Genomic DNA, 24,380 nt, shown 5'->3' with positions numbered 1-24,380 from the left:
CGTTTTGCCATCTTGAGCATTCTGCGTCCCAAGCATCGAACCAGGACCTGTCTCTACTTTGCTTGGCGGCCTACTATGCAAAGCAAAAGCCCCTTTCCATTGCGTGGAAAGGGGCTTTTGCTGATTTATGAAGGCTTCTTGCTTATCGGTGGCAAGTCCTTCGGCTTTGCTTCAGGACGACAGAACGATTTAATAACATCCGCCAAAAATGCTTGCAGCTCCATCTAAGCTACTGTCTGCAGGATAACCCAGAGCGAAACGGCGGAAATCAGCGTCCAGAGCAGCACGCCCTGGGCAAAGGGGCGGATGCCGACGGAGCGCAGCACCTTGGCCGACAGGCCGGCACCAATCAGAAACAACGTCAGCGTAAGGCCCAGCTTGGCGGCTTTGACCACGACAGGGGCAATGGGCGCCAGCGCGGCCACGTAGGTGTTCAAGAGCATGGCGCCGATAAAGCCCAGGATAAAGTAGGGCCACTTGATTTTCGCGCCGGGGGTCTTAAACAAAAGGGCGGTGCCGAGCGACACCGGGATAATCCACAGGGCCCGGGCCAGCTTTACGGTAGTGGCGACCTGCAGAGCTTCGGTACCGTAGTGCTCGGCGGCGCCTACCACCGAGCTGGTATCGTGGATGGCAATGGCGGCCCACAGCCCGAACTGGTTCTGGCTCATGTGCAGCAGGTGCCCCACCGACGGAAACAGAAACAGCGCTACCGAGTTCAGGATAAACACCGTGCCCAGGGCCACCGACAGCTGCGACTCCTCGGCTTTGATGACCGGCCCGACGGCGGCAATAGCGCTGCCCCCGCAGATGGCCGTGCCGCAGGAAATAAGGTGGGACGTCTTGCGGTCGATGCCCAGCCAGCGGCCTACCAGAAAGCCCAGCACCAGCGTGCCGAAGATGGAAGCCACCGTGAACAGGATGCCCTGCCGGCCCGCAGCCAGCGCGGCGTGGGTGTTCATACCAAAGCCCAGCCCGACCACCGACCACTGCAGCAGCTTCCCCGTGTAGCGCCGGCTCTGGGCGAGAACCGGGTTGCCGACGAGCAGGGCGACCATCAGCCCCAGCACCAGCGCCAGCGGTGGGGAGCCCAGCGGGGAAAGGCATATCAGGGCGCCCAGGCCGAAAATCAGCTGCTGGGGTGTGACTTGGACGCCTAATAGCGGGAATGGCTGGTTCAGCCAGGCGGCAAAGGCACCAGCATCGGGGGGCGAAACCGACGGGCGAGGGTGGGTAGCTTTCATGCAGGGCGGGATGGGACCCTAAAAGTACGATGACCGTCTCCCGTTCGATAATCAAAAATGATTATCAGCAATTACCTCAGGTTATACTATCAAACCGCTGGTGGGCAAATACCAGCAGGCGTTGCGCCGCCACCGACAGCGGCTCGCCCTGCACCCAGACGGCTTCGAGCTTCCGGCTAAGGTGCAGGCCCTGCACTGGCACAATCTCCAGCTGCCCCGCCTCCACTTCCTTGCTTAGGGCCCGGCGCGAAACGAACCCCAGGCAGTTGGGTGCCGCTTCGAGGTAGGACTTAATGCCCTCCGTGTTGTCGAGGTACAGCGCCACGTTCAGGCTGCTGAGCTTGATCTGCTGGGCCCGCAGGGCGAATTCCAGCACTTCGAGCGTGCCCGAGCCCCGCTCCCGCAGCACCAGGGGCTGTTCGAGCACGGCCGCCAGGGGCACCGGCTCCGGAGGCGGGCCGGCCGGGGTAGCGCGACGCACTGCCACCAGCTCGTCGTGCAGGAGCAGCTCGTAGTGCAGGTCGCGGTTCTTCACCTGCCCTTCCACAAATCCCAGGTCGAGCTGCCCGCGCAGGAGGGCCTCGGCAATGTGCTCGGAGTTGCCGCTGCGCATCGTGAGCTCGATGCTGGGGTAGCGGGCCTGAAAGGCCGGCAGCAGCGGGGGCAGGATGTACTGGGCCAGGGTGGTGCTGGCCCCGAGCCGGAGCCGGCCCGCGGCCTGGTCGTGGAGGCTGTGCAGCTGGTCGGTAAGCTGCTGGTGCAGGTTTTCAACCTCGTCGGCGTGGGAAAGCAGCAGGCGGCCGGCCTCGGTGAGGCTGACGCGGTTACCGCGCCGCTCGAACAGGCGCTGCCCGTAGCTGCGCTCCAGCTCCCGGATGTGCTTGGTGACGGCGGGCTGGGTGATGAACAGCTCCTGCGCGGCCTTGGTAAAGCTCAGGTGCCGGGCAACCGACTGAAAAACGCGAAGGCGAAAATCGGGCATGGCTGCAAGGTAGTTGACCGTTGTTGGTTGTCAGTTGTCAGTTGTCAGTTGTCAGTTGTCAGTTGTCAGAACGATACGAACAACTAGCAACGGACAGCGAACAACTCACAACGAACTCTGCTTACCTTTCCCAGCCCAATTACTTTCCCACTTCCCTATGACAAAAACCGCACTACTGGCCCTATTGGCCGGTATTACTATTCCCGCTGCCGCGCAGCAGACCCTGACGCCCGAAAAGCTCTGGCAGCTGGGACGCCTGGGCGAAATGCAGGTGTCGCCGGACCGCAAGACGGTGGCGTTTACCGTGACGCGCTACGACCTGGCCGCCAACAAAGGCAACGCCGACATCTTCCTGGTGCCCGTGGCCGGCGGCGCCGTGAAGCAGCTGACCAGCACGCCTGGTAGTGAAAACACCCTGAACTGGCGCCCCGATGGCAAAAAGCTCACCTTTGTTTCGGGCGAAAGTGGCACCGACCAGCTCTACGAAATCAACCCCGACGGCTCGGGACGGCAGCAGATCAGCTCGTTTCCGGACGAGGGCCTGGCAAACCTGAAGATTGCGCCGTCCGGCAACTTCATCCTCTACACCCAGGACGTGAAGGTGGGCAAGGAAGTGAAGGACATCTACCCCGACCTGCCCAAAGCCGACGCCCGCATCATCGACGACCTCAACTACCGGCACTGGAACGTGTGGGACGATTACAAAGTCTCGCACGTATTCTTCCAGCCTTTCGCTGACGGCAAGCCTACCGCTACCGGCAAGGACGTTATGGCCGGGGAGAAGTTCGACTCGCCCCTGCAGCCCCTGGGCGGCTCCGAGCAGCTGGCCTTTGCCCCCGATGGGTACCGCCTGGCCTATACCTCGCGCAAGCTCACCGGCAAGGCCGAAGCCGCCAGCACCAACGCCGACATCTACCTCTACGACGTGCGCGCGGGCCAGACCCAGAACCTGTCGGAAGGCCTGATGGGCTACGACATCGAGCCCGTATTCTCGCCCGATGGCAGCAAAGTGGCCTGGCTGAGCATGGCGACGCCCGGCTTCGAGTCGGACCGCAACGGCATCATCGTGTACGACTTTAAAACCAAAAAGCGCGAAGACGTAACGAAGGGCTCAGAGCAGTCGGCCGGCAACCTGCGCTGGAGTGCCGATGGCAGGACCCTCTACTTCAACAGCACCATCATGGGCACCGAGCAGCTGTTCTCGGTGGCCAGCAAGGGCGGCAAAATACGCCAGATCACCCAGGGCCCGCAGAACTATAACGCGTTTGAGCTGGCCGGCAAGGATGTGGCCATTGCCAACAAAACCACCCAGGCCCAGCCCGCCGACCTGGTGCGCATCGACCTGAAAACCGGCCGCGAAACGCCCCTGACGAACATCAACCAGGAGCAGCTGGCCGGAGTAAAGATGGGCCGCACCGAAGCCCGGATGGTGAAAACCACCGACGGCAAGCAGATGCAGGTGTATGTGACCTACCCGCCTGACTTCGACGCGAGCAAGAAGTACCCCACCCTGCTTTACTGCCAGGGCGGGCCACAGAGCCCAATTACCCAAAGCTTCTCCTACCGCTGGAACTTCCAGCTGATGGCGGCCCAGGGCTACATCGTAGTGGCCCCGAACCGCCGCGGCCTGCCCGGCTTCGGCACCGAGTGGAACAACAGCATCTCGGGCGACTGGGGCGGGCAGCCCATCCGCGACTACCTCTCCGCCATCGACGCGGTAAGCCAGGAGCCCTACGTGGACAAGGACCGGCGCGGCTGCGTGGGCGCATCGTACGGCGGCTACAGCGTGTATTTCCTGGCTGGGCAGCACCAGGGCCGGTTCAAGACCTTTATTGCCCACGCCGGCCTGTATAACCTGACCAGCTGGTACCCGACCACCGAGGAAATGTTTTTCGCCAGCCACGACATCGGCGGCGCGCCCTGGGATGCTACTTTGCACAAAAGCTACACCGAGTTCAACCCCCAGCAGTTCGTAGGCAAGTGGGATACGCCCATGCTCGTGATTCACGGCGCCAAGGATTTCCGGGTGCCGGTGGAGCAGGGCATGGAGGCGTTTGGGACCCTGCAGCTGCGCAACATCCCGAGCCGCTTTCTGTACTTCCCCGAGGAAGGACACTGGATTCAGAAGCCCCAGAACGCGGTGCTCTGGAACCGCGTGTTCTTCGACTGGCTGGGCCGTACGCTGCAGCCCACCAAGTAAACCCAACTAAGCCAATGACCAGAAAAGACCTGTCCGGGCTCCCGGGCAGGTCTTTTCTCGTTATCGGCTGCTATTCCGGTTAGCCTGTCTTCCCTGGGTTATCGTTCCCGGCTCGGTACCGGCAGGCGGGCGGTAGTGGGTCAGGCAGGACGAAAAAGTCGGTGCTGAAAAATTTCTCAGCTGAAAAACCGGGCTATAGAATAACTAAACCTGTTTCCGAGCCCAGCCGGCCCAAGCTCCTCCATAACCAGAATAGCCGCTATCAGAACCGGACCGTATAAGCACTCATCAACTTAATTGCGCAAGCTGATGGATACTAACTTTTTTAACCCAATTCCGGACGACTTACCCCCAGCGGAAGCCGAAGCCCGCCGCAAGCGGCAAGGCCACGCTGAGTGGGGTATTGCCGTTGCCCGACTGGGTGGTACCCTGCCTGCACCAAAATTGCTAGCTGAATTGCAACGCTACATAGATGGAGAGTTAACCATTGCCCAAGTAGCCGGTGTAGTAGAACCACCTCAATCTCCGGCCATCATGGCCATCCAGAACCGCGAGAAACTTAGTAACGCGGCGTAACCCAACCAAAAGAAAAGCCCCGGTCAGCTGACCGGGGCTTTTTTATGCGCAATTGATGCTGGAGGCTAGGCCGCCAGCTGGTTGGCTGCGGGCCGGGACTTCTCCTTGATCTTGATAACACCGGCTTTATCCAGGGTCCAGATAACGGGATAGGTCGGGTCGAGCTCCCACCACTTGACGCCGAAGTTGACGCGCCGGGGCAGCTTATGGTGGTTGTTCTGGAACAGCTCCCCGCCGGTGAGAAAGTCGAAGAACAGCGAGTTACGCGACTTATCGTTGTTGTCGAAGTTCTGGTAGCCGTACTTGTGGCCGCTCCAGTTCACGATAGCGCCGTGCACGGCACCCATCGAGAAGTGAATCGGCAGCAACAGGTACTGCCACCAGGCCGTGGCAAAGGCCACGTAGAAGCCCACGTAGAAAGCCCCCCACCCGACCCGGGAGTACCACTTGTTGCCGAAAATCTCGAGGGCCGGCCACTCCGGGTAGTCGCCTTCGAAGCGGGTGGCTTCGGCCGAGCGGCCGAACAGCACATCCTGGTACACCCCGCGGGTTTTCCACATCATCGTGAAGGCATTGGACGAATAGTGCGGCGAATGCGGGTCCTTCTCAGTGTCGGAGTAGGCGTGGTGCATGCGGTGCAGCAGCGCGTAGCCCTTAGCCGACATAAACGAGGACCCCTGCCAGATATAGGTAAAGATGTAGAAGAACTTTTCCCAGAAGCCGTTCATGGTAAACATCTTGTGGGCCGAGTAGCGGTGCTGAAAAAAAGACTGCGTGAACAGCGACAGGTACCAGTGCGCCAGGAAAAAAGCAAGAACAGCCATATCGGATAAAGAAAATACAGGAAGGAAAGAAAACCTGGAACCGTCCCTCGGAGCGACTCGGGCGCTTCAGTTCGCAACTGCTCGTGAGACACTATAAATCGAAAGGTAGGGCATTAGTTCAGCTCGCTCGCTCCACCCGTAGCACCGAAAACGCGAAATTGGTCAGAAAAGGTGCTTTCCAGCCTCCCCTGCCTGCTTCTGGCCACCCGACTTAATACAGAATATCCTCGATGGGCAGCACCTTGCCGGGCACCTCGGTTTCGCCCAGCATTTCCCGCAGGTCGATTTCGATGGTCCGGCACAAAGCCGTCATCGGCACGTCGTTCATCTGGTTTTCAAACGGATTCTCGCTTGAGTGGCCCACTGCCTCGATGGTGTTGAACACCCAACTCGTCAATACCGAAAAGGGAACGGTAAGCCAGATCATGTAGGGACCCAGCTCGTTGAACTCGCGCAGCAGCCCCAGCGGCAGCATCAGCGCAAACAAACACACGAACACGAAGCTGTAAAAGGCAAACTGCCGCGGAAAGGGCGTGTTCTTGATTCGCTCGCAGCCGCCCTGCAGGTCAAACAGCTTTTCCAGCGTATTCATCATGTTTACGTGCTGAAAATCGTTGAGCAGGCCCCGCTCCTCGCGCAGAATGCGCAGCTCCCCGGCCTGCTTGCGTAGCAGATGCGCCGGGGGGTTGGCCCGCTGCCGCATAAAGTCCGACTCCTCGGGCAGAAGGAATGGCGCCACATCGGTATCCCAAAGCTCGGCCCGCTGCTGACGCAACTGCAGGCGCAACGCGTTGCACCAGGCAATGTGGCGGTACACCAGCCGGTGGTGCCGCTCGCTCAGCTCCAGGGCGGAAGCAGCGGGGCGGTGCCCGATCAGATCCGGTGCATCCACCCGGGAGGTGACGTACTCCAGGGCCTGAATCGTCCAGGTGCGGCTGGTGTTGACGATGCCGCCCCAAATCTGCCGCCCCTCCCAGAAACGGTCGTAAGAGCCGTTATTTTTAAAGCCGATGTAGAAGGCGACGGCCGTGCCCAGCGTAGCCACCGGCTGCCACGGAATTGCCAACTGGGTGAACCCGCTGACAAAAAGCCAGCAGATGGTGAGGTTATACAGCGTCAGGAACAGGACGCTGCGCCAGGCGCTGCGACAGATAATGCTCCAGCGGAGGTTTTGTCGGATGTACATAGGGCTAGGTAACCAGCAAGGCAGCCAGAAGTTGACTTTGGCAAAAGTCACCTTTTACGACAAAACGCCCGGCGCGTGGGCACCGGGCGTCGAAATGAGGGCCGAAAACAGGTTCGGCGGACCGTACAAGTATCTACTGCTTGAACCCCAGGCCAAGCACCGTCGGCAGGTCGGCCTGGGCGACGTAGGCTTCCACCACGTTTCCGGTCAGGCAGGTGCAGGCACTGCACACCTGGGCCGGCCCCGTTGACGCGGCCGTGACGCTGTACACCTGAACTCCTTTCTGCGTCAGGTAGGCTGAAGCTTTGCTGGCCAGCACCTGAGGGTCGCTGGCCTGGCCCCAGTGGTCGGCACACTGGGTCTGGGCGTAGGTCACCTTCACGGAGTCTTCCGCGGGGCAGACTTCTTCTTTTTCGCCGCAGAAGCAGCTGGTGGCGCCCAGGCCGAGCAGGCTGCTCAGCAGAAGCACGGATAGTCGGGTTGCTTTCATATCGTAAGTTTATTTAGGTACACAGTCAGGATACCCGTCGCGCCTAATACGTTGCAAGCAGTATTCACTATTTACATTTCTTCCACTTCAATACCCATCAGCTGCATAAGCTTACTGGCATTGAACTCCCGGCACAGCCCCGGCGTGAGGCGGTAGTCGAACCGGATTTCGTCGCCCTCAATGGTGCTGTTGAAGCTGTAGTTGGTTACGAAGCCGGGCAGCTCCTCGGCCAGGCCCGCCAGTTCCAGGTCGTGGGTGCTGATCAGGCCGCTGGCGGGGCGGCGGTGGAGCTGGTGCACCAGGGCCCGGGCCCCGCGGTGCCGGTCCCGGGAGTTGGTGCCCTTCAGGATTTCGTCGAGCAGGTAGAACACCGGTACACCCGTGGCCGTCAGCTCCAGCAGCAGGCGCAGGCGCTTGAGCTCGGCGTAGAACGACGATGTGCTTTCCGCCAGGTTGTCCTGGGTGCGCATGGCCGTGTACACCTGGGCCGGGCTCAGCCGCAGCTGCCGGGCTGCCACCACCGCCCCCGCCTGGGCCAGCACCATCGTCAGGCCCACCGTGCGCAGAAACGTGCTTTTGCCCGCCATATTCGACCCCGTCACCACACCGGTCTGGCCCGGGCCGCGGGTGCTGAAGTCGTTGGCAACCGGCCGGCTGCTGAAGATCAGCGGGTGGCGCAGCTCCTGGGCCGTAAACTCTAGCTTGTCCGGGCTGATTTCGGGCGTGGCAAAGCCGGGGTTGGCAAACTGAAACCCGGCCAGGCTCACCAATGCTTCCAGCTCGGCACCGGCTTCGAGCAATTCCGTGAGCTGCCCGGCCAGCCGCTTTTTCCAGTTTTCGAGCAGCCACATGCCCGCCAGGTCCCACAAAAGCAGGGCATTGCCCAGGCCGGCAACGGGCGGAATCTTATGAATCGAGAACAGGCCGGCAATGCGGGAAAGCTGGCCGATAAGCCGGGAAGCCGGGGTTCGGGCCGCGTGTAAGGTTGCGTGCAGCTGCTGCAGCCGCGGCGCCTGCCACTGCCGCTCTTCAAACAAGGCCACCTGGTCGCGGTAGGCGCGCAAAGCATCATAGATAGCGATGCTCTGGGCTACGTAGTCGGCCCGGGCCGCGCGATACGCGGCGTTGATAACACCCAGCACGGCCAGGGCAATGAGCATCGGCATCGAGCCCCGGCCCAGCAGCCACCACGCCACAGTTGCCAGGGCTACGGGTGGCAGCACGACCAGCGCCGCTTTCAGCCAGCCTTTACCGGCAAAGAAGTCGGGCTGCTGCAGCCACCGGGTAAACTGGCGCGGGTCGGCATCCTGTCGGGGAAAATGGCGGGCCCGGGCCTGCCACTGCTGCTGCCAGCTCAGATCGGGCGCGAGCTCGGCCACGGCAGTCTGGCGCTGCCGGATGACGTCGGCCGGGGCACCGGTCCGCAGCCAGTCGGCCAGCCAGTCCTGGCCGAGGCGGGAAGTGGCGCGGTTGAGCAGCTGATACAAGGAATGCGGCCCGAACACGTCGAGGTCGGCGGCATAGGGGTGCTGGGCGTCGAGGTAGCGCAGGCCCGGGTCAAAGGCGGTCAGCTGCCCGGTCAGGCGCTGCTGCTCTTCCTGGTTGAGCTGGGCCAGCAGGCGGGCATGCTCGCGCTGGTAGCCCACCCGGGTGTGCCAGCGCACCAAGGCCATAAATGCCAGATAGGCAACCCCGATAACGGCAAAGCCGGGCAGGGTATGGCCGCCGCTAAAGCACCAGTACCCGGCCACTGCCGCGCCCACAAACACGGCCAGCCGCACCGTGGCCACCATGCGGTGCCGGGTGGCAAACCGCTGCTCGTCGGCGGCGTGGGTTGCTTTGTTCTCAGCAAAGACCTGGGCGGGGTCAATGATTAAAGGCTGGAAATCGGGCACGGAGTAGAATTCGGGAATTGACAAAGTGGCGGCCTGCAGCCGGCGCGGCTACCATTCGCCAGGGCAGCAGGGCATTGGGATGAATAAGCCAGCTATTCCTGGATCTGATTGCCGGGTCTGTCCGGCTGGCAGCCCGCACGGGATTCCGGATGCAACCGAAGGCTTGTCCGGCTAGCTTATCAGCCCATTAGCCACCTATCACCGCGATGCACTTCAGCTCGATGGCAATGGGCGTGGGCAGGCAGTTGATTTCAACCGTGGTGCGGCAGGGCTGGTTGGTCTTGAAATACTCGGCGTAGAGGCGGTTATACACCGGGAAATCGTCCTTCATGTTGGTCAGAAACACGGTCACGTCCACGAGGTCTTCCCAGCGGGAGCCGGCTTCCTCGAGGATGTAGCGCACGTTCTGAAACACGGCGTGGCACTGGCTTTCGATGTCGTAGCGCAGGATGCGGCCGTGCTGGTCCAGCTCCACGCCGGGAATCTGCTTCTGCCCGCGCTGCCGGGGCCCAACGCCCGACAAAAACAGCAGGTTGCCCACCCGGCGGGCATGGGGGTAGAGGCCCACCGGTTCGGGGGCGCGGGAAGAGTTGAGCGGAGTGGAAGTTTCGTCAGCAGCCATAGGGTCAAAACTACCGGTTTTCCGGCTTACTATGCCGTTTATGAACCCGGCTCAGGCTGGTTCGGTTGTTGAAGAGCCGGTTTCCGGCCCGGCCCTGGGTCTTCGAACCGAAACCTGTAGCTTACTGCGTGCTTCGCGAAGCCGCCCTCCCTTTCCGCTACCCTACTCTTTTTGCTATGACCGCTACTTTCCGCCGCCTCACCCTGCTGCTGGCCCTGAGCATGAGCCTGCCTTCCGCCTTTGCCCAGCAAAAGCTCAAGGCTCCCAAGCAGGACAAAGATGAGATTTACGAAGCCGTGGCCAAGCCCGCCGTGCCCGTCGGGGGCGTGGAAGCCTACGGCAAGTACCTGGCCGACAACCAGCAGTATCCTACCGCTGCGCTGCGGGCGGGCAAGCAGGGCACCGTACCCGTCACCTTTGTAGTGGAGAAGAACGGGGGTATTTCCAACGTGGCCGTGGTTACCCCCGTGGACCCGGCCCTCGACGCCGAAGCCGTACGCCTGATTAAGGGCGGGCCCAAGTGGACCCCGGCCGAGCATAAGGGCGGCAAGGTGCGGCAGCGCGTTACGGTGCCCATCAGCTTCGAGATTCCCAAAGAGGCCGGCAGCACAGCTACGGCGGCCCCATCCGCTACCGGCGACGCCCCGGTTACCCAGACGGTGGCCCCCGACGAGCCGGCCCGCCCGGTAGGCGGCACCGACGCCTTTTTTGCGTGGATTCAGGACCATATGAAATACCCGCCCATGGCCAGGCAAAAGAAGATTGAGGGCCGGGTGACGATGGAGTTTATCGTGCAGAAAGACGGTTCCCTGACGGATATAAAAGCCCTGAACAAGCTCGGCGGGGGCTGCGAGGAAGAGGCCGTGCGCCTGATCAAGGCGGCGCCGAAGTGGACCCCGGCCCGCTACAAGGGCCAGCCGATGAAGCAAAAGATGGTGCTGCCGGTTTTGTTCCAGCTCTAGTCCTGCCTTTCGGGCTGCCCGCCTTCCTTTCCATTTCCTTTACCCGCCGCGTATGCGCTGCCTTCTTTCCTCTCCTCCACCCGCTTCTGCTGCGGCAGCTTCTTCTCCACCCATCATCTGGCGGCACCAGCAGCGCTTTCGCGAGGCTGCCCAGCTTAGTGCCAGTGGCATCTTCGACGCCCTTGACGACGACCTGCGCCCCAACGTGCTGCTGCTCGGAATTCCCAGCGCGGAAAGCATGAAGCAGGGTGCCCGGCCCGCCTGCCTGGAACCCGCCGACTGCTCGCTCGACCTGAGCCGGTTTGCCGACGTGCTGGCCCGGGGCAAGTTCCTGCAGGCTACGGAGCCCTGGCCGCAGGCCGACCGCGACCAGCTGTCGGAGGACATGGCCCGGCGGCGCATGCAGGGCATCGGGCTGAACCGCGCGGTCCAGGAAGTGCTGGACGAGCTGGATCTGGCGGGCAGCAAGTATCAGTCGTATGCCGGCCGGCCGGTGCTGATTGGCGACTACCACGTAATCACGATTCTGCAGCTGTACCGCAAGGCACAGAACAGCCATGCCGCGCTGCGGCCCAACCGGTTTTATACCAATGGCCGGCCCCTGGCCCACTCCCTGCTGATGGCCGCCGTGCTGCGCTTTCACGAGGAGTGCCTCAAGTCCCTGACGGAGCCGGAGCCCGGCTCGGGCATGCTCGTGCGCCCCCGCGACACCGATGAGATTATCCGGGCGGCCGGCAAGCTGCTGATGGACACGCCGGCCCAGGACCTGGGAGTGGACCCCGCTACTGCCAAGCTGTTCAATACTTGCAACACGATTTCCTCCCTCCGCTACGAAGGCGCCGAGGGCGTGGGCAAGCTGCTGCTGGCAAAGCGCTACCATCCCAACCTGGAGGAGGTCTTCGCCCTTACCTGCCCCACTCCGCTCACTGATTACCGGGCCGTGCGCAAGCTGCTTGAAATGACCACGGCCGACATCAGTCTGCTGGCCGATGGCGAAAACGTGTACGCGCTGGGCCGGCAGGTAGGGCAGTACGATGCCAGCCGGGAGGACCTGTTCGTGGTAAACTTCGTGACCCACTATGCCTGGGACTTCCAGCACGACGGCAAGGTGCTGATGCGGGCCGGCTACGGTCAGCCCAGCCTGCCCCGTACCCGTCTGCACAAAGCCAGCTTCCGCCGCGACCTGCGCCGCACCTTCGACCTGACCAACTCTGAGAAAGTAGAGCGGCTCTGGGACGTGGTGCTGGAAGCCAGCAAGCAGAAGCACGGCACCCTGGTCGTGGTTACCACCGAGGCCCTGGCCGAAGCTGACCGGCTTAAGCTCCAGTGCACGCTTATTGAGCCCGTACCGCTCACGCCGCTTATCACCCGCCTGGTTACGTCCATCGACGGGGCCGTGCTGATTGATCCGGAATCCTACTGCTACTCCATTGGCGTTATTCTGGACGGCAAAGCCTCCGGCAGGGGGACCAGCACCCGCGGGGCCCGCTACAACTCGGCTATTCGTTACGTGGAAAGCAGCCCTTACCCCTGCATGGCCATTGTGGTAAGCGAAGACGGAATGGTTGATGTCATCACCAAAGACCGCCTGCCGGAAGTGAATTGAGCTACAAGCTTTAAGCTACAAGCCGCAAGCTTTTTCGTTGTCATTCTTCATCCTGAGTGGCGCGAAGTAGAGTAAGGAACCTAGCTCTGATGTGGCAGAAAGCCTTAGTAGATGAGAAAAGCCCTTTGCCGTTGTTGGCTAAGTGCTTTTGCTTTGCCTTGTAAGCTTACTGCCTGAACCGAGGCAGGTCCTTCGGCTGCGCCGTACGTCAGATGAAGGACGACCAAAAGAGCTTGTGACTTGAAGCTTGGAGATTGCGGCTTTAAACCTTCGCCCGGAACGACCAGGTGATGCGGAAGATGGCGACGGTGTCACCGGCTTCGTCGCGGCCGGTGCTGGTGCAGACCACGGTGCGGCCTTCGCCGCTGGCCCGGCTTTCGGCAATGGCCTGCCCGATGGCGCCGCCGTCGGGGCTGGTAAAGGCAATCAGGCCCACCGCCTTCTTGGTAAACTCTGCTTCCAAGCCCACTACCAGCATCGAAACCCGCCCCTGGCCCTGGATGTGCATCATAGCCAGCACGCCACTGGCCATTTCGGCCGCCATGCTCAGGCAGGCGAAGTAGATACTTTTGAACGGATTTTTGGTCAGGTACTTGAACGGCACCGTCACCGTGGCCTGCTCGGGCGTGATGCTGCGGATGCGCAGCCCGGCCAGGTACGCCATGGGCAGGCTGCTGAGCATAAAGGCCCGGAGCTTGAGCGGATTGGAGATGGTGCGCCGGAAGGCCGCAGCCTGGGGCGTATCGATGGAAGCCGGAGAAGTCATGGCAGGGGCAGAAAGCAGGTACGTCAGGTGCAAGAAACCAAAATGCCGGCTCTTCGCCCCGGATAGAGCGAAGAGCCGGCATTAAGAGCTGCGTTAAGTTGCTGATTGTTGGATGTTAGTTGCTAGAACGATACTGACAACGGACAACTACTATCTGACAACTAATCCTAGCCTTTCTTCTCCAGTACCAGCACCACCTTGTTGAAGTTGGCGGCGGCGTTTACCACGTTGCGGAAAACCTCAAAATCCTTTTTGGGCCACCGGATCTGGTCGTAGTGCTCCTGAATGTTGATCGTCAGCGTCTGCCCCTTCTGCTCGTAGCTGGAGCGGAAAAGAAATAGGGGAGCCGCCGCCTCGCCGCCGGCCTTCACGTCGTAGTTAAGGTCCTGCAGGTTGCGGACGCTGTAGCCCGCCGGCAGCTCGATGGAAATGGAGCGGTTGTAGCGGCGGTTGAAGTCGTTTTCCACGTCGTTCTGCCGCTCCTCGGTCTGGTACAGCTCCGACTGCGGCCCTAGCAGCGTGCCTACCTTGAACAGGTACTTCGGGCCGGCCTTGTCGAGCAGGGCGCTGGACTCCACGCTGGCATCAATGATAAAGGGCTTGGCCAGCGGACTCAGGCCCCGCTCCCCATTGGTCACCGTCAGGCTTTTGAACGTGGCATCCGGGACGCTGCTTTTCACCAGGCTCTGCATGGCCTCGGTGCGCTTGTCTTCCGGGATAAAGGAATAGTACGGCTGAATTACCTGGGCCTGGTAGCCGCCCAGCACCTGCCGCACGTCGACTAAGGTTTTGTCGAGAGCCGGCGAGAAGCGAACTTTGATGTCGAGGTCGTGCGGGCTCTGGGCGGCGTTCAGGGTCGGGATTTCGCGCACGGTGCCTACGGCCGAGGACGTGGAGCCCAGCTGCACGCGTTTGATAAACAACCCCTGGTTGGCCGTCCAGCCCGGGGGCACCATGCCGTAGCGGTAGTCGGGGCGCGACGGGGCCATCAGCTGTTTGGTAGCCGGGAAGTAGAAGGCGTAGTTTTCGAGGTAGTCCCAGGAGTCGAAGTCCTTATCGAAAGGCACTTCGCTGCGGTCGGAGGTGACGACCAGCTCGTGGTCGATGTTGAGCTTGCGCAGCAGCGCGGCGGTGAGGCGGGTAAAGCCCAGCTCCGAGGCGTTGTGCGAGGAAATAACCTTGGCCAAGTCCGGGGAGCCGTTCTCGTCGAGATTGAAGTTTGACTTCACGTAGTCTTCCACGGCTGGCACCTGGGTGGCCACGTCGCCCGCGGCGGGCAGCTTGATCTGCTTGACCAGCTTATCCAGGGCCTTGGTTTCGTCTTTCGACAGGTCGTAGATGGCGCCGTACAGGTACTGGCTGGCATCCGACCAGGTGAACAGGCGGGTGCGGCCCCGGGCGGCGCTGTAGGCGAGCTTGTACTCGATGCGCATCCGCTCGGCCTTTTCGTTGGAGAAGCCTTCTTCGCGGGCGGCCGGCACCTGGGCCAGCGCGGCGCGGATGATGCGCTTACCGGCCACTACGGTGTCGCGCGAGGCGGCAGGACCGTGGTACACGCGGGTATCGAACGTGAGGTTCTCGGGCGTAATCAACTCAAACAACACGTTGCGCGCGGGTACGTCGGTCTGCAGGTATTCCCGGCCGAAGTAGCTGGGGTCCCGGTCGCGGGTGTAGAGGTACTCGATTTCGCTGCCCTTCTCCACGCCTTCCACGGCAAAGATCTTGAAGCCCCGGCCGCCGTCGTTGTCCTTCAGCTCCTTCATGTTGCTTTCCGTCACCTCCACCACTTCGCCCTTGGGGCTGATGGTGCGGGCCTTCACCGAGATGATGCGGGTGTCGCCGGGCACGGGCACGTAGATGCGGTTGTAGCGCTCAATGCCGTCGGCACTGTTCACCCGCACGATGCGGTGGTCGGTGGAGAACAGCCGCATTTCCTTCTGATTGGGGTCGAACAGGTACTCCTGCACCGACATATCCTTGAGTACCACGGCCGGCAGCTTGGCATCGGCATCGGAGATAGGCAGCTGCTTGCGGCGGGCTTCCCAGGTATAGTCGGCGTAGCGCAAAGCGGCGGGCATGCGCTGGGCCAGGCCGGCGGCCGAGGTACCGAGCAGCAGCGTCAGCAGCAGGCCCGGCCGGAAAATCAGATTCATCGGAAAGAAGGATATCAGGTAAAGGAATAATAAAGACGTTACGCTTTGCGGCGCTTCAGAATCAGCACGTCGCGGTAGGCTACCCCCAGCTTTTCGACCACGGCGTTCCACTGGGCAAACTGGGCGGGCTGGAGCAGCAGGTAGTTCACATACAGCTCTTTCTCCTGCACAATCTTGTTGCCCTGGCGGGTATATTTGATGTTGAAGCCGAAGACCGGGTCCTGCACCTGGGTGCTGACGGGAAGGTACTCCACGTCGTAGCCCTCCGGAATCTCGAACTCGGTGCGGGTCTTGTCGACGTGGTTGTACTCGTTGTAGCGGGCCAGGCGGCGCTTTTCGCGGTCGATGATATCGTTGGCGTAGGGCCGCTCCAGGTTCAGGTTCACGTAAATCTCGTCGTCGACCTTCTGCACGTAGTCCTGGAGGCGGTATTCGTAGTCGATGGTCAGGGGCTGGTCGCGGGCATTCACGTTCTGCACCGAGTAGCTGTCCACGAAGAACTTGTTGTTGCCCCGCTCCAGGTAGGCTTTAATGTACTTGGACTCCTCGGTTTTGTCGAGCCCGTCAAAGGCGTAGGCCTGGCGGATCTTAGGGTAGCCGGCCAGGGAAACCCGGCCCTTGCCTTTGAGCCCGAGGCCGTCGAGGCGCAGCACCGATACGTCGGTAATCTGGTTTTTCTCCTGCCCCATCACCGGCACGCTCACCACCTTGCAGTTCTTGCCGTCGATGGACATCAACGCTTCCTTGCCCTGAATCATGGACGAAGGCATGCCGAAGGGCGTGTGGTTGCTGGTGGCGTCGAGAAACACGTACTGGCCGGGCGTGGGCTCGTAGGTCGCAATCATGTGGTTGTCGACGCCGGGCGTGGCCAGCTCCGAATACTTGTACGGCAGGTCGCGGGTGCCAATCCAGGTCAGGTACGACTTCACGCCGGCCATGCGCAGCATCTGGTGGGTGATGTTGGCCATGTCCTTGCAGTCGCCGTAGCGCTGGGCGTACACCTTGCCCGCGTCGCTCGGCACGAAACCGCGCAGGCCGTTCTCGAAGGCCACGTAGCGCACGTTGTCCTGCACCCAGTAGAACACTTTCTTCACCCGCTCCTCCTCGGTTTTGGTGCCCACCACGAGCGAGTCCACGATGCGCTTCAGCTCGGGGCTTTCCTTTTTGTCGAGGTTGGCGATAAAGCCGGAGTATAGGTTGTAGAGCTCGGGCACGCCCGACAGCATCCGGCGGGTCTGCCCGCCCACGGTGGCTTCTTCCACGAAGTAAACCAGGTGGGGCAGGTAGTAGTCGGCCTCGGGCGCATCGTCGTCGCGGGGGGCGCTGGGCAGGTTTTCGGCCGTCCAGCGGTAAATCACGTTCGAGCCTTTCTCGGTTTTGGTGAAAGCCACCTTCACGTTGTCGCTCTGAAACATCTTGTAGTTGATGCGGACCGTGCGCGGAGCCGTGATGGTGAGCTCGGCGTGGCGCATGGGCACGTAGGAACCCAGGCGGAACGGCATCAGAAAGCGGGCATCGGGATGGCGCACAGTGTAGTCCGTGATGGTGCGCACGCCGGGCGCGACGCCCGGAAAGCTGAATACCCGGGAGCGGGTATCGTCGAAGAAGATACCCGGCCGCGTCTCAAACTTGTCCTTGAAGTCGGTGACCTTAATCGTCTTGTAGGAATTGCCGGCGGGCACCATCGAGCGGGCCTCCAGCTTCTGCAGCCGGTTGAAATGGGAGCTGTACACCCGGTCGGCCGCGTACATGGCCGACTGCGCGTCGAGGTGCAGCATGTCGTAGTGGTGCCTGGCCAGCACCTGCACCGAGTCGCCCTTCACCTCCACGGTGATGTCGTGGCGGTAGTCGAGGTACATGGCCTTTTCGCCGGGATACTGCTTTTGCATCTCGGCCAGCAGCTGCTGGGGCTCCTGGGCCCGGACTGGTCCGGCCAACACAACGCCCAGCAGCAGAAGCAGCCCGGCAACCGGGCCGCGGGATAGTAAGTTATTTGCCATCATACACAAACGCGTTCCAGTAAGTATTCGTCTTCAAGGGCTTACCCTGTGCATCGTAATACACCGCGGGTCCGCTTCGTTCCCCGGCGCGGTACGTTTCTTCGCGCTCCAGCGTGCCGTCGGCGCGGTAGTAGCGGCAGCGCCCGTGCCGCTCGTCGTGCAGGTAGTTTTCCTCTTCCTGGGGCTTGCCGTTGGGATAATAGGTGAAGTAGGGTCCGGATATGACGCCCGCTACGTTGGTGCCGCGGCGGTACACCTGCCCGGTACTGTAGTAGTAGGTGCGGGTCTTGTCGAAGTAGCCGTTCACGTACACCTCTTCCAGGGCGGGCTTGCCGTTGGCGAAGAGCGTTTTCACCGTGCCGCTCCAGTTGCGCAGGATCTGCTGCTCCCCGGCGGGCTTGCCGTCGGCGCCGGGGCCCCGGTAGCTGACCACCATGCCCTTCCGGTAGGTTTTTTCCACCAGCAGCTCGCCCAGCATGTTGTAGAGCAGCGTTATCCCGTCGAGCTCATCGTCCTGGTAGCTGCGCACCGACTCTACCTTGCCGTTCTCGAAGTATTCCGTCCAGTTTCCTTCGCGGCTGCCGTTGCGGTAGGAACCCCGCGTGCTCAGCGCGCCGGAGGGGTAGTAAAACTTCCATTCCCCGTCGGGGCGCCCGTCGCGGTACTGCCCTTCCGAGCTCATTTTCCCCGACACCGGATTCCAGGATTTAAACGGCCCGCTGCGCTGGCCCCGGACCTGCTCGAAGGCAATTTCGGGTTTGCCCCCGGGCGTGTACCAGGTGCTGGCTCCCTGCTCTTCGTAGCAGCTCATGGCAGCCCGAAACAGGGGCTTGCCGTTCGGGTAAACAAGGGTGTATTCTTTGGTGGCGGGGCCCAGGTCGACTTTGCTCAGCACTTTGCCGGTAGAGTCGTAGGTGGTGATGCCGAGAATACGGCCGTAGTTGTAGAGCCGCTCCTGGCTGAGCTTGCCAGTGGGCGTGAAGCTACGGGCGAGGCCGTTGAGCTCTCCCTGCTGGTAGTCGTACTCCTCGCTCAGGCGGCCGTCGGCGTAGTAGTCGTGCCACTGTCCCTGGCGCACGCCCTTCTGGAAAAAGCCGGTCTGGCGCAGCTGCCCGTCGAGGCGGAAGGCCTCGTAGTAGCCGTTCTGCTGGTCGTCGGCATACTGCTCCCGCGACTGAAGCTTGCCGGTCGGCCAGTACTGCTCCACGGCTCCCTGCTGGGTACCGTCCACGAAGTGGCGTACCGTTTCGGGGGTACCGCCGGGGTACGTCCAGCGCCATTCCCCGTCCATCTTGCCGTTCACGTAGGTTCCGCTGGACCGGGTCGTGCCATCGGGGCGCAGACCCTGCACGGCCGTCCTGCCCTTTTTGGCTACGGCCGTCGAGCTGATCTTCTTGCCGGCTTTATCGAGGTAAGTAATGTTCAGGACCCGGCCCTGGTCGTAGGTGAGCTCCATGTACAGCTTCCCGTCCTCGTCGTAGTCGCGGTAAGTGCCGGTCAGCTCGCCGGTGGCGTCGTAGGTTTTCTCGGCGCTCAGCTTGCCGGTGCGGTAGTAATCCTTCCAGGGGCCGGTACGCTTACCGTGGCTGTAGGTGCCGGTCTGGAGCAACTGGCCGTTTTCGGCGTAGTCGTCCCACTGCCCGTCGAGTTCACCCTTGTCGTGGCTGCCTTTGCGGCTGACCTTGCCGCCGGGGAAATTCTCCACGAAGGGGCCGTGCTTGAGCCCGTCGGCGTAGTGGTACTGCGACTCCACGGTGCCATCGGGGAAAAAGTCGGTGCCGACGCCGTCTTTCTTGTCGGCTTTCATCGACACCTGGCTTTGCTTCTTGCCGTCGGTGTAGTAGAGCGACAGTTCGCCCTCCACCATATCGTCTTTAAATGGCCGTATTTCGCGGAGCAGGCCGCAGTAGAAGTACAGCTTTACCGGGCCGTTGGCTTTGCCGTCCTGGTAAGTGGCTTCGATGGAGATGGCGCCGTTGTCGTGGTATTCCTTGTAGGGGCCTTCGAGCTTGCCGTCGGAGTTGAAGGTCTGCTCTTTTTCCAGGGTGCCGTTGGTGTGGTAGCTGCGCCACATGCCCTGGCGCTGATTCAGGCCGGAAAACGTGCCTTCCGAAGTCACCGCGCCGTCGGAGTTCACAAAATACCAGGGACCTTCGAGTCGGGTTTCCTTCTCACTGCTTTCGCCCTCGCCCAGCCCGTTCAGCTGACCTTCGTCGTTAAACCAGGCCTTGACCAGCGTGGTCTTGCCGCCACGCACCACGGGCTGCTTCTCGCGCAGGGTCAGCAGGGCCTCCGCCACCGCGTCGCCCATCTTGCTGACCAGCTTTTTGTTGCCTTTCACCCATTTCGCGGCCTTCTCGTCCTGAGCCGAGCTCAGGGCCAGGTAGGTAAAAGCAGTCAGGTTGTCGTCGCGGCGCAGGGCTTCCACCATCGGCCCGTAGGCCCGCAGCCAGAAGTCGGACTCCGGAGCACCGGTCGGGAATTTTTCGACCAGCAGCTGGGCCTGCTTTACCACGTTGGCGTCGAACTTCACCTTCGAGGTGTAGTCTTTGCGCAGGGCAATCTTTGAGTTGATGAGCAGGTCCAGCTCACTAAACACTTCGTTCGGCGTGACGGGCTTGAGCTTTTCCTTTTCTTCAATCACCAGCGAGTTGGAGGACAGCTGCTCGGCCATCACCAGCTGGTTGCGGCTGCGCCCACTGTTGGGCTCGATGGCCAGAAACGTGAGCAGGCTGATCAGCGCGTGCGACGTCTGCCCCTGCCGCATGGCCAGGGAACCCAGCATCAGGTGGGTGCCGGCGTGGGTGGGCTTCAGCTCCAGGCTGCGCTGCAGGCTGGCCTGGGCTTCGAGGGTGCGGTCGGCCCGGCTGAGTGTCACGCCCTGGTTAAACCACAGCGACTGGCTGTACGGAAAACGCTTCAGCGCCTCGGCGTACACCTTCAGGGCCTGCTCGGCATTGCCCAGCTCGTCGTAGGCCGAGGCCTGCACGTTGTAAACCTGGGGGTCGTAGTTTTTCAACGCAATGGCCTGCTGGGTGGCGGCAATGGCCTCCTTGTACTGCTTGGCTTCGAGGTACGACAGCCCCAGCTCCCCCTGGATGCGGGCGTAGCTGGTGTCGCCGGGCGTTACGGTGCGGTAGCGGGCAATAGCGGCGGCATACTCGCCCTTGTCGTGCAGCTCCACCCCTTCTTTCAGCACTTGGCCCGAGTTAACCAGTCTGGGTAGCGTTGAGGTCGAGGTCTGACAAAAGGCTCCGTGACCGGAGGCTACCAGCAGGATGAGCAGGCTGCCGTGCGTAAGAATCCGCATTATGCTTGGTATCAATTACTAAGTAGAAACTCCTGATTTGCACACCCCGCGGGGTGATGCGCAAAAGGATAGTTCTACAATAATAAGCATTTCCACTCCCCGGCGGAATAGTGCAGAGCGCCCGAAACAAATTAATATCAGCCGGCAGCCTTTACCTGGGCGCCGTACCGGAGGCGGGTTTGCGGCCCCGCCGCCCGGAGCTCTTTGCCGGCTTCGGGTCCGGGGCCGGGTAAATGGTCAGCTCGTTGTAGGTAGAAACCGGATCAAGCTCCCGACGGAAGTCCAGGGCCGGCAGTACGCCGACGACCAGCTCGGCGGTGGTGTAGATGATGTTGCCGTCGAGCAGGTGCCCACCCAGGGTGCGGCCCGTAGAGTCGGCAATGGCCAGATGCAGGTGGTTGCCGTTTACCGAGAGCGTCCCTACCAACGACACAATCTCGAAGTGCCCGCGGTACACGCTCGGGCCGCTCTGGTTGGCCAGGCGCAGCGAGGCCGTGGTCAGGCTGCCCACGCCGGTCACGATGGTACCAGCTTTGATCTGCTGCTGCTGCACCAGCTTCTGCAACTCCTGGCGCAGGTCCTGGCCAGGGCCCAGACGCACGGCGTAGGTGAGCATGGGCGACGAGGCAAGAGGCGCGGCCGCGCCGGTTGGGGTAGCCATGAGGTTGCTTTGCGCGGCGCTGCCAGTAGCTGCTAACAGCCCCAGAGCCAGTAGAAAGAAGATTCGCACGAAAAAAAGTTAGACCGAAAGGTAACCTGCCTGCCGCACAGTCGTACAAGCCGCCAGAATCTGCAGCTGTCCAGCTGCGCATGCCCTTCTCTGCTCACCTATTGCCACAATTGAAAAAAGCCGGTTGCAGCCGGCTTTTTTTATGGGCTATTGGCCCGAAAACGGATCTGGGCTTAGCGGTTGAAGCTGACGTTGCCGCTGTGCACCTTGATGTTCACGTTGCTGGTCGTCCGTCCCGGCAGGGCCCCGAACTGTCCCTGCACGTCGCTGGAAGAGGCGCTGCTTTCCTCCGACTGCACCTTTACCAGCCGCTTATCCACGAGCAGCTTGCCGTTCTGGGTGTTCACGTCAAAGCTGAAGCCGGCATTGTCGGGAAAGTTGAGCAGAATGGTGCTGTAGCCACCGTCCAGGTTGATGCTGCGGAAGTTGCTGGACGTATTACGCACTTCAAAGGCGGGGCAATACTGGAGCTTCATGTCGAGTTGCCCGCTCAGCTTGTCGATGCTGAACTTGGAGTAGCCCGAGGAGCCGCGTAGGCTGCGCACCGTGCCCAGGGCTACGTCGCCGTACTTGCTGTGCACGGTCAGGTCCTGCACGTTGCCCATATCGATGGCGGAGTAGTTGTTGCGCAGGTCCACGGTCTGCCCGGCGTCAAGGCGAAGCTTGGAGTACGAGGCGTCGAGGCTGGCCTGACGGGCGTAGGCTACCGTAGCCTGCCCGTTGCCGATCCGAACCAGGTTTTTAGGCCCGTCGAGGCGGCCGGTACGCAGGGTGCCGTACTCGACCACCAGCTCCGTAGCACCGGTCAGGTCGCCGGTAATGCTTATGTCGCCAAAGGCGTTGTGTACGCGCAGGTTGGTGCCTTTGGGCAGCCACACGGTGTAGTTGACTTCGTAGAGGCGGGTGCGGCTCCAGCACTCCCGGGGCATGGCCCCGAACGTGGTCCGGGCGCTGATGGCGCCGGTCTGCGAATCGGCGTCGAGCAGCTGCACCTCAATCATGTTCTGCAGCTGCTGGGCTTTTTCCTCGGAGTCCGCCCGGGTGGTGATGTCCACGTCGGTCCGGATTTCCTTGCGCGCCCAGGTGTTGATCTGAACCCGGCCGTAGCGCGTGTTCAGCACGTAGGGCCGGCCGTTGGCAGCCGCAAAGGTGCGGCTGAGCTTACGGGTTTTCTCCACGGGCGGGGCCACGCCAGCCTCATCCTGATGACTCTGCTGGGGCGTCGGCTGGGTGCCGTTGCCGGGTCCTCCACCCTGCTGCGGGTCCTGGGAAACATAGCCGGGCGTTTCAGGGCAGGGCTGATGGTAGTACTGGCTTCCCATCCCGACGGGCTCGGCCGTGCGCTTTCCCTGGGCCAGCGCAGCGGCAGGCAGAGCCAGCGCGCCGAGCAGAACCCAGGCGGCCGCACTCAGGTAGGTACGGGGGGTCATGGCGCTCATGGCTGCTGACGGCCCTCGGCCGGTACGGATCCGTTGGAATATGCCTGCACCCGCTCCCGGCTCCGCAGCTGCTGGTTCAGGATGTCGAGGCGGATCTGCAGGTTGCGGTTCATGGCATCCAGCACCACGGTGGGCTCCGGGTTGCGGTACAACTCAGTTTTGAGCTGATTGTAAGCCGAGTCAAGACTCGACAGCTCGTTGCGCCACTCTGCCGCGGAGCCGCCCTGGGGCTCCTGGTCGAGCTGCTGCAACTCCTGCTGCTTTTCCCCGATCTGCGTGGCGTAGTAGGCTTCCATGCGCTGCACGGCCGAAGTCAGGCGCTGGGGAGCGGCATTGGTTGCTTCCAGCGCTACCGGGTCCGGTCCTTCGTAAAAAAGGCTGGGTTCAGCGGCAGACTCGGTGGTGGCTACTGCCGTCGGGGCAACTTTAATCCAGGAGCCGTCGGTGCTGTGCTGGCTCAGGTAGGTGCCGCCGGCCAGCAGCAGAGCGCCTACGGCCGCCGCAATACCCAGATAGCGGCGCGTGGGCCGGGCGGGCTGGGCTTGGGGCGCAACGTGCAGGGGCAGCACGCGCAGGGGAGCTTCCTCGGGCGAACCGGCCGCCGCCAGGTTCTGCTCAATGGCCTCCCACAGATCCGGGCGGGGCTCGAACGCGTCAAAGTCAGCGCGGTTGCGCTCGACAAAGGCCTCTAATCCGGTTTTCTTATCGTTCATACAGGTGGTTGTTCGCACTTAGTAGCCGCATCGGCCCTGCTGAGCAGGGGTGGTAGCCGGGCCGGTGAGGAGGTGAGTCAGCTTACAGGCCATGTTGCCGGGCCAGCTCCAGTAATTTCTTACGGGCCCGGCTGTACTGCGACTTGGACGTTGACTCGGTAATATTCAGAATGCTGGCAATTTCGGCGTGGTCGTAGCCTTCGAGCAGGTAGAGCGACAGCACGACGCGGTAGCCGTCGGGCAAATCCTGGACGCAGCGGCGCACCACGTCGGCCCGCCAGGCGTGGTCTTCGGAGTCACCATCAGGGGCATGGTCCTCGAAGTCGATGCTCTCGTGCTGGTCGGCCAGCGACACCAGCTGCAGGCGCCGGTTGCGCAGGCAGTTGATGCTTTTGTTGATAACGATGCGCTTCAGCCAGGACCCGAAGGAAGAGTCGCCCTTGTAGCTGTGCAGCTCGCGGAAGGCGCTCAGAAACGACTCCTGCAGCACGTCCTCGGCCTCGGCATAGTCGCCGGTGATGCGTAGCGAGGCGTTGAACATGGCTTTGGCGTAGCGCTTGTAGATTTCGGCCTGGGCCCGCCGGTCGCCCAGGCGGCACCGCTCTACCAGCGGGGCGTTGATGTCGGTGTAAGCAAATGCTTCCATAGCGTCGGCAGTAGGCAGCGGGTTGGAGGGGGTAGG

At 61.9% G+C, this 24,380-nt stretch carries 19 protein-coding genes; 4 read left to right on the top strand and 15 right to left on the bottom strand.

Features of this window, described 5'->3' with window-relative positions; all coding sequences use genetic code 11:
• Positions 1-224 precede the first annotated feature (224 nt).
• Together LJY25_RS18245 and LJY25_RS18240 are read right to left on the bottom strand one after the other, a co-directional pair.
• The gene (locus LJY25_RS18245; protein ID WP_227609912.1) at positions 225-1,244 is read right to left on the bottom strand and encodes a YeiH family protein; all 1,020 of its coding nucleotides are present in this window, start codon (positions 1,242-1,244) and stop codon (positions 225-227) included.
• A 76-nt stretch (positions 1,245-1,320) separates the two neighbouring features.
• Complete coding sequence (locus tag LJY25_RS18240) at positions 1,321-2,226, bottom strand: LysR substrate-binding domain-containing protein (protein WP_227609911.1); 906 nt, start codon at positions 2,224-2,226, stop codon at positions 1,321-1,323.
• A 157-nt stretch (positions 2,227-2,383) separates the two neighbouring features.
• Between LJY25_RS18240 and LJY25_RS18235 the strand changes: the two genes are divergently transcribed.
• Together LJY25_RS18235 and LJY25_RS18230 are read left to right on the top strand one after the other, a co-directional pair.
• Positions 2,384-4,426: a S9 family peptidase gene (locus LJY25_RS18235; RefSeq protein WP_227609910.1), complete on the top strand. Its 2,043-nt coding sequence runs from the start codon at positions 2,384-2,386 to the stop codon at positions 4,424-4,426.
• 309 nt (positions 4,427-4,735) lie between these two features.
• Positions 4,736-5,002 (top strand): hypothetical protein, encoded by a 267-nt coding sequence (locus LJY25_RS18230; RefSeq protein WP_227609909.1) that lies wholly within the window; start codon positions 4,736-4,738, stop codon positions 5,000-5,002.
• Between the two features lie 65 nt (positions 5,003-5,067).
• On the opposite strand, the gene LJY25_RS18225 is transcribed toward LJY25_RS18230, so the two are convergent.
• The 5 genes from LJY25_RS18225 to LJY25_RS18205 all read right to left on the bottom strand — a co-directional run bounded on the left by LJY25_RS18225 (position 5,068) and on the right by LJY25_RS18205 (position 10,019).
• On the bottom strand, positions 5,068-5,826 hold the full coding sequence (locus tag LJY25_RS18225; protein ID WP_227609908.1) for an acyl-CoA desaturase: 759 nt from the start codon (positions 5,824-5,826) through the stop codon (positions 5,068-5,070).
• 211 nt (positions 5,827-6,037) lie between these two features.
• A complete protein-coding gene (locus LJY25_RS18220; RefSeq protein WP_227609907.1) occupies positions 6,038-7,012 on the bottom strand; it encodes a bestrophin family protein in 975 nt (324 codons plus the stop codon).
• A 133-nt stretch (positions 7,013-7,145) separates the two neighbouring features.
• The gene (locus tag LJY25_RS18215; protein ID WP_227609906.1) at positions 7,146-7,502 is read right to left on the bottom strand and encodes a hypothetical protein; all 357 of its coding nucleotides are present in this window, start codon (positions 7,500-7,502) and stop codon (positions 7,146-7,148) included.
• Positions 7,503-7,573: 71 nt separating this feature from the next.
• Positions 7,574-9,421: a MutS-related protein gene (locus LJY25_RS18210; RefSeq protein WP_227609905.1), complete on the bottom strand. Its 1,848-nt coding sequence runs from the start codon at positions 9,419-9,421 to the stop codon at positions 7,574-7,576.
• 163 nt (positions 9,422-9,584) lie between these two features.
• Positions 9,585-10,019, bottom strand: coding sequence for a RidA family protein (locus LJY25_RS18205; RefSeq protein ID WP_227609904.1), 435 nt, complete (start codon positions 10,017-10,019; stop codon positions 9,585-9,587).
• Positions 10,020-10,195: 176 nt separating this feature from the next.
• Here LJY25_RS18205 and LJY25_RS18200 point away from each other — a divergent pair, with 176 nt between their 5' ends.
• Both LJY25_RS18200 and LJY25_RS18195 read left to right on the top strand, forming a co-directional pair.
• Positions 10,196-10,981, top strand: coding sequence for an energy transducer TonB (locus tag LJY25_RS18200; protein WP_227609903.1), 786 nt, complete (start codon positions 10,196-10,198; stop codon positions 10,979-10,981).
• Positions 10,982-11,033: 52 nt separating this feature from the next.
• Positions 11,034-12,587 carry a DNA integrity scanning protein DisA nucleotide-binding domain protein gene (locus tag LJY25_RS18195; RefSeq protein ID WP_227609902.1) on the top strand — a complete coding sequence of 518 codons (1,554 nt, stop codon included), beginning with the start codon at positions 11,034-11,036 and terminating at the stop codon, positions 12,585-12,587.
• Between the two features lie 262 nt (positions 12,588-12,849).
• On the opposite strand, the gene LJY25_RS18190 is transcribed toward LJY25_RS18195, so the two are convergent.
• From LJY25_RS18190 to LJY25_RS18155, 8 genes are all read right to left on the bottom strand, one after another.
• Positions 12,850-13,353: a DUF4442 domain-containing protein gene (locus LJY25_RS18190; RefSeq protein WP_227609901.1), complete on the bottom strand. Its 504-nt coding sequence runs from the start codon at positions 13,351-13,353 to the stop codon at positions 12,850-12,852.
• Between the two features lie 167 nt (positions 13,354-13,520).
• Positions 13,521-15,506 (bottom strand): DUF3857 domain-containing protein, encoded by a 1,986-nt coding sequence (locus LJY25_RS18185; RefSeq protein ID WP_227609900.1) that lies wholly within the window; start codon positions 15,504-15,506, stop codon positions 13,521-13,523.
• Between the two features lie 38 nt (positions 15,507-15,544).
• A complete protein-coding gene (locus tag LJY25_RS18180) occupies positions 15,545-17,506 on the bottom strand; it encodes a DUF3857 domain-containing protein (protein WP_227609899.1) in 1,962 nt (653 codons plus the stop codon).
• A complete protein-coding gene (locus LJY25_RS18175; protein WP_227609898.1) occupies positions 17,496-20,816 on the bottom strand; it encodes a toxin-antitoxin system YwqK family antitoxin in 3,321 nt (1,106 codons plus the stop codon). The genes LJY25_RS18180 and LJY25_RS18175 overlap by 11 nt, the downstream gene beginning before the upstream one ends.
• Before the next feature lie 151 nt (positions 20,817-20,967).
• On the bottom strand, positions 20,968-21,546 hold the full coding sequence (locus LJY25_RS18170; RefSeq protein WP_317206617.1) for a PPC domain-containing DNA-binding protein: 579 nt from the start codon (positions 21,544-21,546) through the stop codon (positions 20,968-20,970).
• 173 nt (positions 21,547-21,719) lie between these two features.
• On the bottom strand, positions 21,720-22,976 hold the full coding sequence (locus tag LJY25_RS18165) for a DUF4097 family beta strand repeat-containing protein (RefSeq protein ID WP_227609897.1): 1,257 nt from the start codon (positions 22,974-22,976) through the stop codon (positions 21,720-21,722).
• 5 nt (positions 22,977-22,981) lie between these two features.
• Positions 22,982-23,698 (bottom strand): hypothetical protein, encoded by a 717-nt coding sequence (locus LJY25_RS18160; RefSeq protein ID WP_227609896.1) that lies wholly within the window; start codon positions 23,696-23,698, stop codon positions 22,982-22,984.
• A gap of 82 nt (positions 23,699-23,780) precedes the next feature.
• Complete coding sequence (locus tag LJY25_RS18155) at positions 23,781-24,344, bottom strand: RNA polymerase sigma factor (protein WP_227609895.1); 564 nt, start codon at positions 24,342-24,344, stop codon at positions 23,781-23,783.
• Between the last annotated feature and the right edge of the window lie 36 nt (positions 24,345-24,380).

Source organism: Hymenobacter translucens (genome assembly GCF_020685205.1).
In the GTDB taxonomy this organism is placed as follows: Bacteria; Bacteroidota; Bacteroidia; order Cytophagales; family Hymenobacteraceae; genus Hymenobacter; species Hymenobacter translucens.
This window is presented reverse-complemented; position numbering and strand designations above follow the sequence as displayed.